The following is a 14,580-nucleotide window of genomic DNA, read 5'->3' as shown; positions in this document are numbered from 1 at the left end:
GAATGCCGAGGGGCGCCTGCCGCCGCACGTCTGGGACGGCCAGGCCGACCCCGAGCTGCCGGCGCTGAACCTGATCGACGGCCAGGCACGCCTGCCCGCCACGCGGCCGCGCCAGCTGATGAGCAACTCGTTCGCCTTCGGCGGCAACAATGTGAGCCTGATTCTCGGAGACACCCCATGATCACCTGGCCCCTGGCCGAGCTGCTGCCGCACGCCGGCGATATGATCCTGATCGATCAGGTCGAGTCGTTCGACGAGGAGCAGATCCGTACCCGCCTGACCGTACGCCGCGGCGGCCTGTTCAACCGCGAGGACGGCAGCCTGCCGGCCTGGGTCGGTATCGAGCTGATGGCGCAGAGCGTCGCCGCCTATGCCGGCTGCCGTGCGCGCCAGCAAGGCAAACCGGTGGAGCTGGGCTTTCTGCTCGGCACCCGCAAGTTCGAATGCAATGTCGAGCACTTCCCGCTCGGCACCGAGCTGCACGTGCATGCGCTGCGCTCGCTGGAAGACGAGAACGGCATGGGCGTGTTCGAATGTCACCTGAACGGCCCGGGCATTCATGCCCTGGCCCGCTTGAACGTTTTTCGCCCGCCACACGCTGCGAGCTACCTCGCAGAAGCGGGCCCAGAGGATTCGCCCCATGACTGACACCATCCTGGTCACTGGCTCCAGCCGTGGCATCGGCCGCGCCATCGCATTGCGCCTGGCACGTGCCGGCTACGACCTGGTGCTGCATTGCCGCAGCGGCCGCACTGAAGTCGAGGCGGTGGCCGACGCCGTGCGTGCCCTGGGCCAGCAGGCGCGCATCCTGCAATTCGATGTGTCCGACCGCGCCGCCTGCGCCACCCTGCTCGGCGCCGACGTCGAGGCCCACGGCGCCTATTACGGCGTGGTGTGCAACGCCGGCCTGACCCGCGACGGTGCCTTCCCGGCCCTGAGCGAAGACGACTGGGATCAGGTGCTACGCACCAACCTAGACGGTTTCTACAACGTGCTGCACCCGCTGAGCATGCCGATGATCCGGCGCCGCAAGCCGGGGCGCATCGTGTGCATCACCTCGGTCTCGGGGCTGATCGGCAACCGCGGCCAGGTCAACTACAGCGCCTCCAAGGCCGGCGTGATCGGCGCCGCCAAGGCCCTCGCGATCGAGCTGGGCAAGCGCCAGATCACGGTCAACTGTGTGGCCCCGGGGCTGATCGACACGGCCATGCTTGACGAGCATGTGCCGGTCGAGGAGCTGCTGAAAATGATCCCCGCCCAGCGCATGGGCACCCCCGAAGAAGTCGCTGGCGCGGTGAATTTCCTGATGTCGGCCGAGGCCGCGTACATCACCCGCCAGGTGCTGTCGGTCAATGGAGGGCTGTGCTGATGAAGCGCGTCGTGGTCACCGGCATGGCCGGCATCACCTCCCTGGGCAGCGACTGGGACAGCATTGCGGCGAACTTCGCCGCCAACCGCAGCGGTATCCGCCGCATGCACGAATGGGACCGCTTCGAGGAGCTGAACACCCGCCTGGCCGGGCCCATCGATGACTTCAAGGTGCCCGCCGCCTGGACCCGCAAGCAGCTGCGCAGCATGGGCCGGGTGTCGCGCCTGGCAGTGGCGGCGGCCGAGAACGCGCTGCGCGACGCCGGCCTGCTGGGTGACCCGATGATCCGTGACGGGCGCATGGGCGTGGCCTGCGGCTCGTCCACCGGTAGCACCGACGAGATCAAGGCGTTCGGCAACATGCTGCTCAACTCGGTGGCCGACGGCCTCAACGCCAACTCCTACGTACGCATGATGCCGCACACCACGGCCGCCAACATCAGCATCTTCTTCGGCCTGACCGGGCGCCTGATCCCCACCTCCAGCGCCTGCACCAGTGGCAGCCAGGGCATCGGCTACGCCTACGAGGCGATCAAGTTCGGGCGCCTGCCGCTGATGCTCGCCGGCGGTGCCGAGGAGCTGTGCCCGACCGAGGCCATGGTGTTCGATGCGCTGTACGCCACCAGCCTGAAGAACGACACCCCGCAACGCAGCCCGCGCCCCTACGACAGCGGCCGCGACGGCCTGGTGATCGGTGAAGGTGCCGGCATGCTGGTGCTGGAAGAGCTGGAGCACGCGCTGGCCCGCGGGGCGCACATCCATGCCGAGATCGTCGGTTTCGGCAGCAACGCCGACGGCCAGCACACCACTCGCCCCGAGCAGGCCACCATGCGCCGCGCGATGGAGCTGGCGCTGGAAGATGCACAGCTGACGCCCGAGGCCATCGGCTACGTCAACGGCCATGGCACGGCCACCGAGCAGGGCGATATTGCCGAGACACAGGCCACCAGCAGCCTGTTCGGTGCGCGCATGCCGATCAGTTCGCAGAAGAGTTTCTTCGGCCATACGCTGGGCGCCTGCGGTGCGCTGGAGTCGTGGTTCAGCATCGAGATGATGAACCGCGACCAGTACGTGCACACCTTCAACCTGGACCACGTCGACCCGCTGTGCGGCGAGCTCGACTACCTGCGCGGCGAGTTCCGCCACCTGCGCAACGACTATGTGATGAACAACAATTTCGCCTTTGGCGGGGTCAACACGTCGTTGATCTTCCGTCGCTGGCACTGACCACCCACACCCTGCTGGAGAGAAAGGAATGTCTTCATTGATTCGCACCACACTGCTCGGCCTGCTGCTGGCCGGCGTGGTCGGCTGTACCACCAAGCCGCTGCTCACGCCCCAGGAACAACTGAGCCTGACCCGGCCGGTCAGCCACGAGCAGGTCAAGCAGGCCATCGTGCAGACCGTGACCAAGCGCGGCTGGAGCGTGCGCCGCGTCACCCCCGAGCAGATTCAGGCCGACATCCTGGTGCGCAACACCTTCTTCGCTGCCGTCAACATCGACTACAGCGCCACCGGCTACCGCATCAACTACCGTGACAGCCGCGAGCTGGACTACAAGGACGGCAAGATTCACCGCAACTACAACCGCTGGGTCAAGGCGCTGGACAACAACATCCTGCGCGAGCTGAAGAACCAGCAGGCCCTGCAAGAGGTCCAGCGCGCACTGGACCAGCAACACAGCACCCTCAACTGAAACCTCAAGGAAAGACCCCATGCGTTTGAAGACCTGGACCGCAACCACCGCCCTGCTGTTGTGCGCCCTGCCTGGCCTGAGCCAGGCGCGTGACACCACGCACTACCTGCCCTTCGAGAAAGTGGTCGCGCAAATGACCGCCGAGAACAAGCTCGACGGCTCGGTGAAGTTCTACCTGGCCGGCGTGCAGCCACGCGGCAAGGTCACCGTGGTCAGCCCGGCGGCGGTCACCAACAAGAAGACCAACGCTTTCAACAAGACCGACGAAGCGGCCTGCGAATGGGCCCTGCAATCGGCGCTGCTGACCATGCAGGACGCTGCACGCAAGGTCGGCGCGAATGCCGTGGTGAACATCGCCAGCTACTACAAGCGCAACGAGCGCAAGGACGCCACCACCTACGAATGCCACGCCGGTGCGGTGATGGCCGGTGTCGCGATCAAGGGTGACCTGGCCAAGGTGCAGTAAGCCTTCAGCCGTGGGCCAGGGCCTGCCGGGTCAACAACTCGGTAAACGCCCTGGCCATCGCCGACACGTCCTCGCGCCGTTGCGCCAGCCACACCGCCGTCACCGCGTCGCGGTCGAGCAAGGTGCGGTACACCACCCCGTCGATACGCATGCGCTGGAACGACGCCGGCAGCACCGACACCCCCAACCCCGCCGACACCAGCCCGATGATCGTCATCGCCTCGCCCGCCTCCTGGGCAAAGTGCGGGCTGAACCCGGCTGCGCGTGCCAGGCTCAGCAACTGCGCATGCAGGCCACTGCCGTAGCTGCGCGGGAAGAACACGAACGGCTCCGGCGCCAGCGCCGCCAGTGCCAGGCCCTGCTCGCTGCCCTGGGCCAGCGGGTGTGCAGCGTTGATCACCGCCACCAGCGGTTCGCGAAACAGTTCGGTGATGACCAGGCTGTCGGGCACGCTCATCGGGCGCATCAGGCCGACCTCGATCGACTCGTCGAGCAAGGCGTCGACCACGTCGCGGCTGCTCATCTCCTTGAGGTTCAGGTGCACCGCCGGGAAGCGCTGGCGGAAGGCGTAGATGGCCTTGGGGATGCTGGAGTTGAACGGCGCCGACGAGGTGAAGCCGATCTTCATCTCGCCCAGCTCGCCCAGTTGCGCACGCCGTGCGACGTCGGCGGCCTTGTCGACCTGGGCCAGCACCTGGCGCGCCTCGTCGAGAAACAGTCGCCCGGCCTCGCTGAGCGCCACCCGTCGGTTGGTGCGCTCGAACAGGCGTGCACCCAGCTCCTGCTCCAGGGCCTGGATCTGCTGGCTCAAGGGCGGCTGGGAGATCCCCAACTGCTGGGCGGCGCGGCCGAAATGCAGCTCTTCGGCCACCGCGATGAAGTAGCGCAGGTGGCGCAGTTCCATGGCAACTCCATTAGGTCGTGAAACCTCTTAAACAGGTCGAACAATATATTGGAAATGATCATTAGCCAGCTATATGCTTTTTTCACTGCCCGCCAGGGCTGTAGCCCTTCCGAGGTCCCCGTGAAAACTGCTGTTGCCCATGATCTGCCACCTGTGTCCCCACCCCCTGCCACGCCCCTGAACGAACTGTGGATCGAAAAAGGCACCCCGGCGTTCATGCGCACGGTGCTGGCGCTGTTCTGTGGTGGGTTCGCCACCTTCGCCCTGCTGTACTGCGTGCAGCCGATGATGCCGCTGCTGTCCCACGAATTTTCCATCAATGCGGCGCAGAGCAGCCTGGTGCTGTCGGTGTCGACCGGCCTGCTGGCCGTCGGGTTGTTGATCACCGGGCCGATCTCGGACCGTATCGGGCGCAAGCCGGTGATGGTGTTCGCGCTGTTCTGTGCGGCGCTGTGCACCCTCGCCAGCGCGATGATGCCCAGCTGGCATGGGGTGCTGGCGATGCGTGCGCTGGTGGGGTTGTCGCTGAGCGGGCTGGCGGCGGTGGCCATGACCTACCTGAGCGAAGAGATCCACCCGCAGCACATCGGGTTGGCCATGGGGCTGTACATTGGCGGCAATGCGATTGGCGGCATGAGCGGGCGCTTGATCACCGGGGTGCTGATCGACTTTGTCAGCTGGCACACGGCGATGCTGGTGATTGGTGCACTGGCGCTGGTGGCGGCGGCGGTGTTCTGGAGGATCCTGCCCGAGTCGCGCAATTTCAGGCCGCGCGCGATGAACCCGCGCAGCCTGCTGGGCGGGTTCACCCAGCACTTTCGCGATGCCGGGTTGCCGTGGCTGTTCCTTGAAGCATTTTTGCTGATGGGCGCGTTCGTCACCCTGTTCAACTACATCGGCTACCGCCTGCTGGCCGAGCCGTACCACATGAGCCAGGCGCTGGTGGGGCTGTTGTCGGTGGTGTACCTGGCGGGTATCTACAGTTCGGCGCAGATTGGCGCGCTGTCGGACCGGCTGGGGCGGCGCAAGGTGTTCTGGATGAGCATCCTGCTGATGTTCGGCGGGCTGTTGCTGACCCTGTGCTCGCCACTGGCGCTGGTGATCGTGGGGATGCTGGTGTTCACCTTCGGCTTCTTTGGCGCGCACTCGGTGGCCAGCAGCTGGATCGGTCGGCGCGCGCTGACGGCCAAGGGGCAGGCGTCGTCGCTGTACCTGTTCAGTTACTACGCCGGGTCGAGCGTGGCGGGGACGGCGGGCGGGGTGTTCTGGCATTACGCGGGGTGGAACGGCATCGGCCTGTTCATCGGCAGTTTGCTGGTGGTGGCGCTGCTGGTGGCGTTGCACCTGAGCAGGCTGCCGGCGTTGCCGGGGAATGTGAAACCCTGAACAGCGGGGCCGCGTTGCGGCCCATTCGCTGGCAAGCCAGCTCCCACAGGTCGGGTGAGCGCCACAGAACCCTGTGGGAGCTGGCTTGCCAGCGAAGCTTTTTCAAATGATCAGTTGATGATTTCGACCAGGTCGACATCGATCTCGCGCTTCATCAGGCTCTTCTCGACTTCACCGGTCAGCTTGACCTTGGTCTTGTCGTTGAAGGCCACCGCCGGCAGGTCTTCATGTCGATCTCGACGGTGATGGTGCCGCTGGCATCCTTGAATTCGTACTTGTCGTCGTTGTTGAGTTTCTTCACCACGAACCCCTGCAGCACTACCGGGGTGTCGTCGGCGGCTTCATTGGCGGCCGCCACCGTGGTGATCGGCTGGGCGCCAGGGCCGGTGTAGCCGGCAGCCATCGCGCCAGTGGCAAACAGGGGAGCAAGCAGCAGAGCAAGGTAACGGGTTTTCATGGCAGTGGTTCCAAGGTCGGTTTCGATGGAGCCAGACTAACCAACCACCCTGAACTGAACCTTAAATGCACAACGCCCGGCACAAGGCCGGCGTTTTGCGTACAGCAGCGCTTACGGGTGGTATTGCGCCGACAGCTCGTGCACGGCGTTGATGAATACACCGGCGTGCGCCGGATCGACTTCCGGGGTGATGCCATGGCCCAGGTTGAACACGTGGCCGGTGCCCTTGCCGTAGCTGGCCAGGATGCGTCCGACTTCGGCACGGATGGCTTCGGGTTTTGCGTACAGCACGGTCGGGTCCATGTTGCCTTGCAAGGCGACCTGGTTGCCCACGCGCTGACGCGCCTCACCGATGTCGCAGGTCCAGTCCAGGCCCAGTGCGTCAGCGCCCGCCTCGGCAATGCTTTCCAGCCACAGGCCGCCGTTCTTGGTGAACAGGATCACCGGCACCTTGCGCCCTTCGTGCTCGCGGATCAGGCCGCTGACGATCTTGCGCATGTAGGCCAGGGAGAACTCCTGGTACGCCGCGGCCGACAGGTTGCCGCCCCAGGTGTCGAAGATCTGCACCGCTTGCGCACCGCCAGGATCTGGCCGTTGAGGTAGCTGGTGACCGACTGCGCGAGCTTGTCGAGCAGCAGGTGCATGGCCTGCGGGTTGTCGTAGAGCATGGCCTTGGTCTTGCGGAAGTCTTTCGACGAGCCGCCTTCGACCATGTAGGTGGCCAGGGTCCACGGGCTGCCGGAAAAGCCGATCAGCGGCACGCGGCCGTTGAGTTCGCGGCGGATGGTGCTGACCGCGTCCATCACGTAGCCGAGGTCTTTTTGCGGATCCGGGATCGGCAGGGCCTCGATGTCGGCCAGGGTGCTGACGACTTTCTTGAAACGCGGGCCTTCACCGGTCTCGAAATACAGGCCCTGGCCCATGGCGTCGGGGATGGTGAGGATGTCCGAGAACAGGATCGCGGCGTCGAGCGGGTAGCGCTCCAGTGGCTGCATCGTGACCTCGCAGGCGAACTGCGGGTTCATGCACAGGCTCATGAAGTCGCCGGCCTTGGCACGGCTGGCGCGGTACTCCGGCAGGTAGCGACCGGCCTGGCGCATCATCCACACCGGGGTGACATCTACGGGTTGCTTGAGCAGGGCGCGCAAAAAACGATCGTTCTTCAAGGCAGTCATGTCGGCATCCGGAAAAAAAGTGGGGGCATTTTCTCAGACACCAACGTAAAAGGCACGGTATGAACCGTGCCTTTTGTCTATCGACCTGTGGCAGGTCAATAGATTTAGTTAAAAGCTTCGCTGGCAAGCCAGCTCCCACAGGGATAGCGGTGAACCTTGTGGGAGCTGGCTTGCCAGCGAAGAGGCCCGATCAGACCCCCAGATAGTCCAGAATCCCCTCGGCGGCATTGCGCCCTTCGAAGATCGCCGTCACCACCAGGTCCGAACCGCGCACCATGTCGCCACCCGCAAAGATCTTCGGGTTGCTGGTCTGGTGCTTGAACTGGCTCTGCTCGGGCGCCACCACACGGCCCTGGCTGTCGGTCTGGATGCTGAACTGCTCGAACCACGGCGCCGGGCTTGGGCGGAAACCGAACGCGATGACCACGGCATCCGCCGGGATGATCTCTTCGGAACCCGGGATCGGCTCGGGGCTGCGACGGCCGCGTGCATCCGGTGCGCCCAGACGGGTCTCGACCACCTTCACGCCCTCGACCTTGTCTTCACCGACGATCGCGATCGGCTGGCGGTTGTAGAGGAACTTCACGCCCTCTTCCTTGGCGTTCTTCACCTCTTTGCGCGAACCGGGCATGTTCGCCTCGTCACGCCGGTAGGCACAGGTCACGGCCTTGGCACCCTGGCGGATGGAGGTGCGGTTGCAGTCCATCGCGGTGTCGCCACCGCCCAGCACCACGACCTTCTTGCCCTTCATGTCGACGAAATCTTCCGGCGACTTTTCAAAGCCCAGGTTGCGGTTGACGTTGGCGATCAAAAAATCCAGCGCGTCGTGCACACCCGGCAGGTCTTCACCCGGGAAGCCACCCTTCATGTAGGTGTAGGTGCCCATGCCCATGAACACCGCATCGAACTCTTCGAGCAGCTGTTGCATGCTGATGTCCTTGCCCACCTCGGTGTTCAGGCGGAACTCGATGCCCATGCCGCTGAACACCTCGCGACGGTTGCTGAGCACCGTCTTCTCCAGCTTGAACTCGGGGATGCCGAAGGTCAGCAGGCCACCGATTTCCGGGTTCTTGTCGAACACCACCGGGGTCACCCCGCCGCGCACCAGCACGTCGGCACAGCCCAGGCCCGCGGGGCCTGCACCGATCACCGCAACGCGCTTGCCGGTGGGCACCACCTTGGACATGTCCGGGCGCCAGCCCATGGCGAAGGCGGTGTCGGTGATGTACTTCTCCACCGAACCGATGGTCACCGCGCCAAAGCCGTCGTTGAGGGTGCACGCACCCTCGCACAGGCGGTCCTGCGGGCACACCCGGCCGCACACTTCGGGCAGGGTGTTGGTCTGGTGCGACAGCTCGGCGGCAGCCAGGATGTTGCCCTCCGACACCAGTTTCAGCCAGTTGGGAATGAAGTTGTGCACCGGGCACTTCCATTCGCAATACGGGTTGCCACAGCCCAGGCAGCGGTGAGCCTGCTCGACCGACTGCTGGGGTTTGAAGGGCTCGTAGATCTCCACGAACTCTTTCTTGCGTTGACGCAACAGTTTCTTCTTCGGATCTTTGCGCCCGACCTCGATGAACTGGAAGTCATTACTCAGACGTTCAGCCATGTTCAAAACCTCATCAAACTCTTCAGGCGCATATCACTGCGGGTTGGCACGGGTGCTGGACAGCAGGTTCTTCAGGTTGGCCGCCTTGGGCTTGACCAGCCAGAAGCGACGCACGTAGTCATCCAGGTTTTCCCAGAGCTCACGACCCCATTCGCTGTTGGTTTCTTCGACGTATTCGCCCAGCACGCGCTGCAGGTGGCTGCGATAAGCCTCCATCGCCTCGCCGCTGATGCGCTGGATCTCCACCAGTTCGTGGTTGACCTTGTCAACGAAGCTGTTGTCCTGGTCGAGCACGTAGGCAAAGCCACCGGTCATCCCGGAACCGAAGTTGTAACCGGTCTTGCCCAGTACGCAGACAAAACCCCCGGTCATGTATTCACAGCAGTGATCGCCGGTGCCTTCGACGATGGCGTGGGCACCGGAGTTGCGCACAGCGAAGCGTTCGCCCGCGGTGCCGGCGGCGAACAGCTTGCCGCCCGTGGCGCCGTACAGGCAGGTGTTGCCGACGATGGCGCTGTGCTGGGTGGCGAACGGGCTGCCCACAGGCGGTACGATCACCAGCTTGCCACCGGTCATGCCCTTGCCGACATAGTCGTTGGCATCCCCTTCGAGGTACAGGTTCAAGCCACCGGCGTTCCACACCCCGAAGCTCTGCCCGGCAGTGCCGTTGAAGCGGAAGGTGATCGGCGCCTTGGCCATGCCCTGGTTACCGTGCAGGCGGGCGATTTCGCCGGAGATGCGTGCGCCGATGGAACGGTCGCAGTTGCAGATATCCAGGGCGAACTCGCCACCGCTCAGGTCGCGAATGGCCGGCAGGGCCATTTGCACCATTTTCTCGGCCAGCACACCCTTGTCGAACGGCGGGTTGCGGTCGACTTCGCAGAACTGCGGCTTGTCGGCCGGCACGTGCGGGCTGCCCAGCAACGGGCTGAGGTCCAGGTGCTGCTGCTTCTCGGTTTCACCCGGGAGCATTTCCATCAGGTCGGTACGCCCGATCAGCTCGCCCAGGCTGCGCACGCCCAGCTTGGCCAGCCACTCGCGGGTCTCTTCGGCGATGTAGGTGAAGAAGTTCACCACCATGTCGACGGTACCGATGTAGTGGTCCTTGCGCAGCTTGTCGTTCTGCGTCGCCACACCGGTGGCGCAGTTGTTCAGGTGGCAGATACGCAGGTACTTGCAGCCCAGCGCGATCATCGGCGCGGTGCCGAAGCCGAAGCTCTCGGCGCCGAGGATCGCCGCCTTGATCACGTCGAGGCCGGTTTTCAGGCCGCCGTCGGTCTGTACCCGCACCTTGCCGCGCAGGTCGTTGCCGCGCAGGGTCTGGTGGGTTTCGGCCAGGCCCAGCTCCCACGGCGCACCGGCGTACTTGATCGAGGTCAGCGGCGAAGCGCCGGTACCGCCGTCGTAGCCGGAGATGGTGATCAGGTCGGCGTAGGCCTTGGCCACGCCGGCGGCAATGGTACCCACGCCCGCTTCTGCCACCAGCTTGACCGAGACCAGCGCCTGCGGGTTGACCTGCTTGAGGTCGAAGATCAGTTGCGAGAGGTCTTCGATCGAGTAGATGTCATGGTGCGGCGGTGGCGAGATCAGGGTCACGCCCGGTACCGCGTAGCGCAGCTTGGCGATCAGGCCGTTGACCTTGCCGCCGGGCAGCTGGCCGCCCTCGCCCGGCTTGGCGCCCTGGGCCACCTTGATCTGCAGCACTTCGGCGTTGACCAGGTACTCGGGGGTGACCCCGAAACGACCGGTGGCCACCTGCTTGATCTTGGAGCTTTTGATGGTGCCATAGCGGGCCGGGTCTTCACCGCCCTCACCGGAGTTGGAGCGCGCACCCAGGCGGTTCATGGCCTCGGCCAGGGCTTCGTGGGCTTCCGGCGACAGTGCACCCAGCGAGATGCCGGCCGAGTCGAAGCGCTTGAGGATCGCTTCCAGCGGCTCGATTTCGCTCAGGTCCAGCGGCTGGTCGAGGGTTTTCACCGCAAGCAGGTCGCGGATCATCGACACCGGACGCTTGTCGACCAGTGCGGTGTATTCCTTGAACTTGGCGTAGTCGCCCTGCTGCACGGCGGCCTGCAGGGTGTTGACCACATCCGGGTTGTAGGCGTGGTACTCGCCACCGTGCACGAACTTGAGCAGGCCGCCCTGCTGGATCGGCTTGCGCGGGCTCCAGGCTTCGGCGGCGAGCAGCTTCTGCTCGTTCTCGATGTCGACGAAGCGCGCGCCCTTGAGGCGGCTGGCCACACCACGGAAGCTCAGGTTGACCACTTCCTCGGACAGCCCGACGGCTTCGAACAGCTGCGCGCCCCGGTAGGAACCGATGGTCGAGATGCCCATTTTCGAGAGGATCTTGAGCAGGCCCTTGGAGATGCCCTTGCGGTAGTACTTGAACACTTCGTCCAGGTCACCGAGCACTTCACCGGTACGGATCAGGTCAGCCAGTACTTCATAGGCCAGGTACGGATAGACCGCCGAGGCACCGAAGCCGATCAGCACCGCATAGTGGTGCGGATCGCGGGCAGTGGCCGTCTCGACCAGGATGTTGCTGTCGCAACGCAAGCCCAGTTCGGTCAGGCGGTGGTGCACGGCACCCACGGCCAGCGACGCATGCACCGGCAGTTTGCCCGGTGCGATGTGACGGTCGCTCAGGACCAGTTGGGTCTTGCCGCTGCGCACCGCCTCTTCGGCCTGCTCGGTGATGTTGCGCACGGCCGCTTCAAGGCCGACGCCTTGCTCGTAGTTGAGGTCGATCACCTGGCGTTCGAAGCCCGGGCGGTCGAGGTTCATCAGCGAGCGCCACTTGGCCGGCGAGATCACCGGCGAGCTGAGGATCACCCGCGAGGCGTGCTCGGGGGATTCCTGGAAGATGTTGCGCTCGGCCCCCAGGCAGATCTCCAGCGACATCACGATGGCTTCGCGCAGCGGGTCGATCGGCGGGTTGGTGACCTGCGCGAACTGCTGGCGGAAGTAGTCGTAGGTGGAGCGCACGCGCTGCGACAGGATCGCCATCGGCGTGTCGTCACCCATCGAGCCCACGGCTTCCTGGCCCTGCTCACCGAGCGGGCGCAGCACCTGGTCACGCTCTTCGAAGGTGACCTGGAACATCTTCATGTACTGCTTGAGCTGGTCGCTGTCGTAGCTCGCCACGCCCTGGTCGTCGCTCAGGTCGGCCTGGATACGCAGGGCGTTCTGGCGCAACCAGCGCTTGTACGGGTGGCGCGACTTGAGGCGGTTGTCGATCGCATCGGTGTCGAGGATCTGGCCGGTCTCGGTGTCGACCGCGAAGATCTGCCCAGGGCCGACACGGCCTTTGGCGATGACGTCTTCGGGCTTGTAGTCCCACACGCCGATTTCCGACGCCAGGGTGATGTAGCCGTTCTTGGTGGTGACCCAGCGCGCCGGGCGCAGGCCGTTGCGGTCGAGCAGGCACACGGCATGGCGACCTTCGGTGAGCACGATGCCCGCCGGGCCGTCCCACGCTTCCATGTGCATGGAGTTGTACTCATAGAACGCACGCAGGTCGGGGTCCATGGTCTCGACGTTCTGCCAGGCCGGCGGTACCAGCATGCGTACGCCACGGAACAGGTCGATGCCACCGGTGACCATCAGCTCGAGCATGTTGTCCATCGACGAGGAGTCGGAACCCACGCGGTTGACCAGCGGGCCGAGTTCTTCAAGGTCCGGGATCAGGTCGTTGGCAAACTTGGCGCGACGGGCCTGGGCCCAGTTGCGGTTGCCGGTAATGGTGTTGATCTCGCCGTTGTGCGCGAGGAAGCGGAACGGCTGGGCCAGCGGCCATTTGGGCAGGGTGTTGGTGGAGAAGCGCTGGTGGAACACGCAGATCGCGGTTTGCAGGCGCTCGTCACCCAGGTCCGGATAGAAGGCGGTGAGGTCCGCCGGCATCATCAGGCCTTTATAAATGATGGTCTTGTGCGACAGGCTGCAGATGTAGTGGTCGCTGTCGTGGGCGTTGGCCACGGACGAGCGGCGACGGGCACTGAACAGCTTGATCGCAAAATCCTGGTCGCTCAGACCTTCACCGCCGATGAACACCTGCTCGATCTGCGGCAGGCGCTCCAGGGCCAGGCGGCCCAGTACGCTGGTGTCGATCGGGACCTTGCGCCAGCGACCAGGGTCAGGCCGGCCGCGAGGATCTCGCGGTTCATGTTGTCGCGCGCGGCCTGGGCTTTGACCGGGTCCTGGTTGAAGAACACCATGCCACGGCATATTGCTTCGCCAACTCGGCACCGAACGCTTCGCGGGCCACGGCACGCAGGAACTGGTCGGGCTTCTGCATGAGCAGACCACAGCCGTCGCCGGTCTTGCCGTCGGCGTTGATCCCACCACGGTGGGTCATGCAGGTCAGGGCCTGGACGGCCGTTTGCAAAAGGTGGTGGCTGGGTTCGCCCGTCATATGGGCGATCAGGCCGAAACCACAGTTATCCTTGAATTCTTCGGGATGGTACAGACCTGTTTTCATAGACACTTTCTCACCAGGTTCGCCTCTCACCAAGGCAAATCTCTTTTTAATACAACCACTTACCATCCACGCCGAACGAACGTCAGCTTTGCGGGGGCAATACGGATGCCATTGTTGCACAGCGACAGTGACGCCCACAAATTTACTGACGAATCAGTGAAAATCCATGTCGCATTTTTGAATGTTTTTGAACAAGCATCCGTGGTAGCGGAATCGTTCGAGTCTGAAGCGTTTCAGCCTGGACTGCAACTAGGGCTTGTGGCCGGCAGTCTGGGACAGAAAAGCCTGCCGCGTGTTACGCAGCAGGCTTTGCCGAAGTTCAGGAGTCGCTCAGCAGGTGGCGGGGGTAGTGCCACCAGGCTAGGTCAGCGGGTCGCAGCCAGGTCTTGTTGAACGCTGGCGACGGTACGTGGCCAAGGTTTACCAGCCTGGACCTTGGCTGGCAAGGCTTTGATTGCAGCAAGGGCTGCATCACGGCTGGAGAAGCTGCCATAGGTGATCACGAACAGCGGCTTGCCCTGCAGGTTTTTCTTGAAGTAGCGATAGTCGCCACCCTGCGCCTTGACGTAGGCCTGGGCCGACGCTTCGGAACTGGTGCCCAGGATCTGCACCACATAGTTGCCCGGTGCCTGGGCGCTGTACCAGCTACCGCCGGCAGCCGGCTTGGCAGCAGCTTTCTCTGCAGGTTTCTCTGCCGGCTTCACAGCTGGCTTGGCCGTGGCCACCTGCACCGGGGCAGGCCTGGCAGCAGGTGCAACCGGCTTGGTGGCGACCGCTGCAGCAGGTTGCGGCGCAGGTGCAACCGGTTGTGCCGGCGTGGGCGGCTGGGCCTGCGGTGACACCCGGTGGCGGCGCGATGGTGGTGACGGTCGGCGGCTGCAGTGCCGTTTCACCGGCCGGGCCGGACTCTTCACCCTCACCCATGCCCGCCGCTTCGGCCAGCGGACCGCGCATCACCGGCTGGGACTGCCCGACCAGAGGCAGCGGCATCGGCTGCGAGGAGCCGGCGAACTCGATGGCCGGGCCTCCGTTGTTCGACTGT

General features: G+C 64.5%; 8 protein-coding genes and 5 pseudogenes. 7 read left to right on the top strand and 6 right to left on the bottom strand.

From position 1 onward, the window contains the following. The 6 genes and pseudogenes from G3436_RS22390 to G3436_RS22365 form a co-directional block, all read left to right on the top strand. A pseudogene (locus tag G3436_RS22390) lies at nucleotides 1-181 on the top strand (beta-ketoacyl-[acyl-carrier-protein] synthase II); the annotation flags it as partial. Then, nucleotides 178-648 (top strand): hotdog family protein, encoded by a 471-nt coding sequence (locus G3436_RS22385; RefSeq protein ID WP_163949595.1) that lies wholly within the window; start codon nucleotides 178-180, stop codon nucleotides 646-648. The pseudogene G3436_RS22390 and the gene G3436_RS22385, both read left to right, overlap by 4 nt. After that, on the top strand, nucleotides 641-1,369 hold the full coding sequence (fabG, locus tag G3436_RS22380; RefSeq protein ID WP_163949592.1) for a 3-oxoacyl-ACP reductase FabG: 729 nt from the start codon (nucleotides 641-643) through the stop codon (nucleotides 1,367-1,369). Before G3436_RS22385 ends, fabG begins: the two co-directional genes overlap by 8 nt. Beyond that, complete coding sequence (locus G3436_RS22375) at nucleotides 1,369-2,595, top strand: beta-ketoacyl-ACP synthase (protein ID WP_163949589.1); 1,227 nt, start codon at nucleotides 1,369-1,371, stop codon at nucleotides 2,593-2,595. The genes fabG and G3436_RS22375 overlap by 1 nt, the downstream gene beginning before the upstream one ends. A 28-nt stretch (nucleotides 2,596-2,623) precedes the next feature. Next, nucleotides 2,624-3,064, top strand: coding sequence for a hypothetical protein (locus G3436_RS22370; protein ID WP_163949586.1), 441 nt, complete (start codon nucleotides 2,624-2,626; stop codon nucleotides 3,062-3,064). A 19-nt stretch (nucleotides 3,065-3,083) separates the two neighbouring features. Next, nucleotides 3,084-3,530, top strand: a complete 447-nt coding sequence (locus G3436_RS22365; protein ID WP_163949583.1) for a YbjQ family protein — start codon at nucleotides 3,084-3,086, stop codon at nucleotides 3,528-3,530. 4 nt (nucleotides 3,531-3,534) lie between these two features. On the opposite strand, the gene G3436_RS22360 is transcribed toward G3436_RS22365, so the two are convergent. Further along, complete coding sequence (locus G3436_RS22360) at nucleotides 3,535-4,434, bottom strand: LysR family transcriptional regulator (protein ID WP_163949580.1); 900 nt, start codon at nucleotides 4,432-4,434, stop codon at nucleotides 3,535-3,537. A 144-nt stretch (nucleotides 4,435-4,578) separates the two neighbouring features. Between G3436_RS22360 and G3436_RS22355 the strand changes: the two genes are divergently transcribed. Beyond that, entirely contained in the window at nucleotides 4,579-5,820 is a 1,242-nt protein-coding gene (locus G3436_RS22355) for an MFS transporter (protein ID WP_420801243.1), read from the top strand. A 110-nt stretch (nucleotides 5,821-5,930) separates the two neighbouring features. On the opposite strand, the pseudogene G3436_RS22350 reads toward G3436_RS22355, so the two are convergent. From G3436_RS22350 to G3436_RS22325, 5 genes and pseudogenes are all read right to left on the bottom strand, one after another. Next, nucleotides 5,931-6,277, bottom strand: a pseudogene (locus G3436_RS22350) (YgiW/YdeI family stress tolerance OB fold protein). A gap of 111 nt (nucleotides 6,278-6,388) precedes the next feature. Next, nucleotides 6,389-7,452, bottom strand: a pseudogene (gene hemE / locus G3436_RS22345) (uroporphyrinogen decarboxylase). A 190-nt stretch (nucleotides 7,453-7,642) separates the two neighbouring features. Continuing rightward, entirely contained in the window at nucleotides 7,643-9,061 is a 1,419-nt protein-coding gene (locus G3436_RS22340) for an FAD-dependent oxidoreductase (RefSeq protein ID WP_163949578.1), read from the bottom strand. 33 nt (nucleotides 9,062-9,094) lie between these two features. Further along, nucleotides 9,095-13,538, bottom strand: a pseudogene (gene gltB, locus G3436_RS22335) (glutamate synthase large subunit). Between the two features lie 365 nt (nucleotides 13,539-13,903). Further along, a pseudogene (locus G3436_RS22325) lies at nucleotides 13,904-14,580 on the bottom strand (SPOR domain-containing protein); the annotation flags it as partial.

Origin of the sequence: Pseudomonas brassicae (assembly GCF_010671725.1) — a bacterium.
Lineage (GTDB): Bacteria > Pseudomonadota > Gammaproteobacteria > Pseudomonadales > Pseudomonadaceae > Aquipseudomonas > Aquipseudomonas brassicae.
The sequence above is the reverse complement of the archived record's forward strand: the minus strand, read 5'-3'. Positions and strand labels throughout refer to the sequence as shown.

Bases quoted from the DNA above. Each gene is read 5' to 3' on its own strand.
- G3436_RS22360 (WP_163949580.1), bottom strand. From the start codon at position 4,434: ATGGAACTGCGCCACCTGCGCTACTTCATCGCGGTGGCCGAAGAGCTG.
- G3436_RS22365 (WP_163949583.1), top strand. From the start codon at position 3,084: ATGCGTTTGAAGACCTGGACCGCAACCACCGCCCTGCTGTTGTGCGCC.
- G3436_RS22375 (WP_163949589.1), top strand. From the start codon at position 1,369: ATGAAGCGCGTCGTGGTCACCGGCATGGCCGGCATCACCTCCCTGGGC.
- G3436_RS22385 (WP_163949595.1), top strand. From the start codon at position 178: ATGATCACCTGGCCCCTGGCCGAGCTGCTGCCGCACGCCGGCGATATG.
- G3436_RS22340 (WP_163949578.1), bottom strand. From the start codon at position 9,061: ATGGCTGAACGTCTGAGTAATGACTTCCAGTTCATCGAGGTCGGGCGC.
- G3436_RS22370 (WP_163949586.1), top strand. From the start codon at position 2,624: ATGTCTTCATTGATTCGCACCACACTGCTCGGCCTGCTGCTGGCCGGC.
- fabG (WP_163949592.1), top strand. From the start codon at position 641: ATGACTGACACCATCCTGGTCACTGGCTCCAGCCGTGGCATCGGCCGC.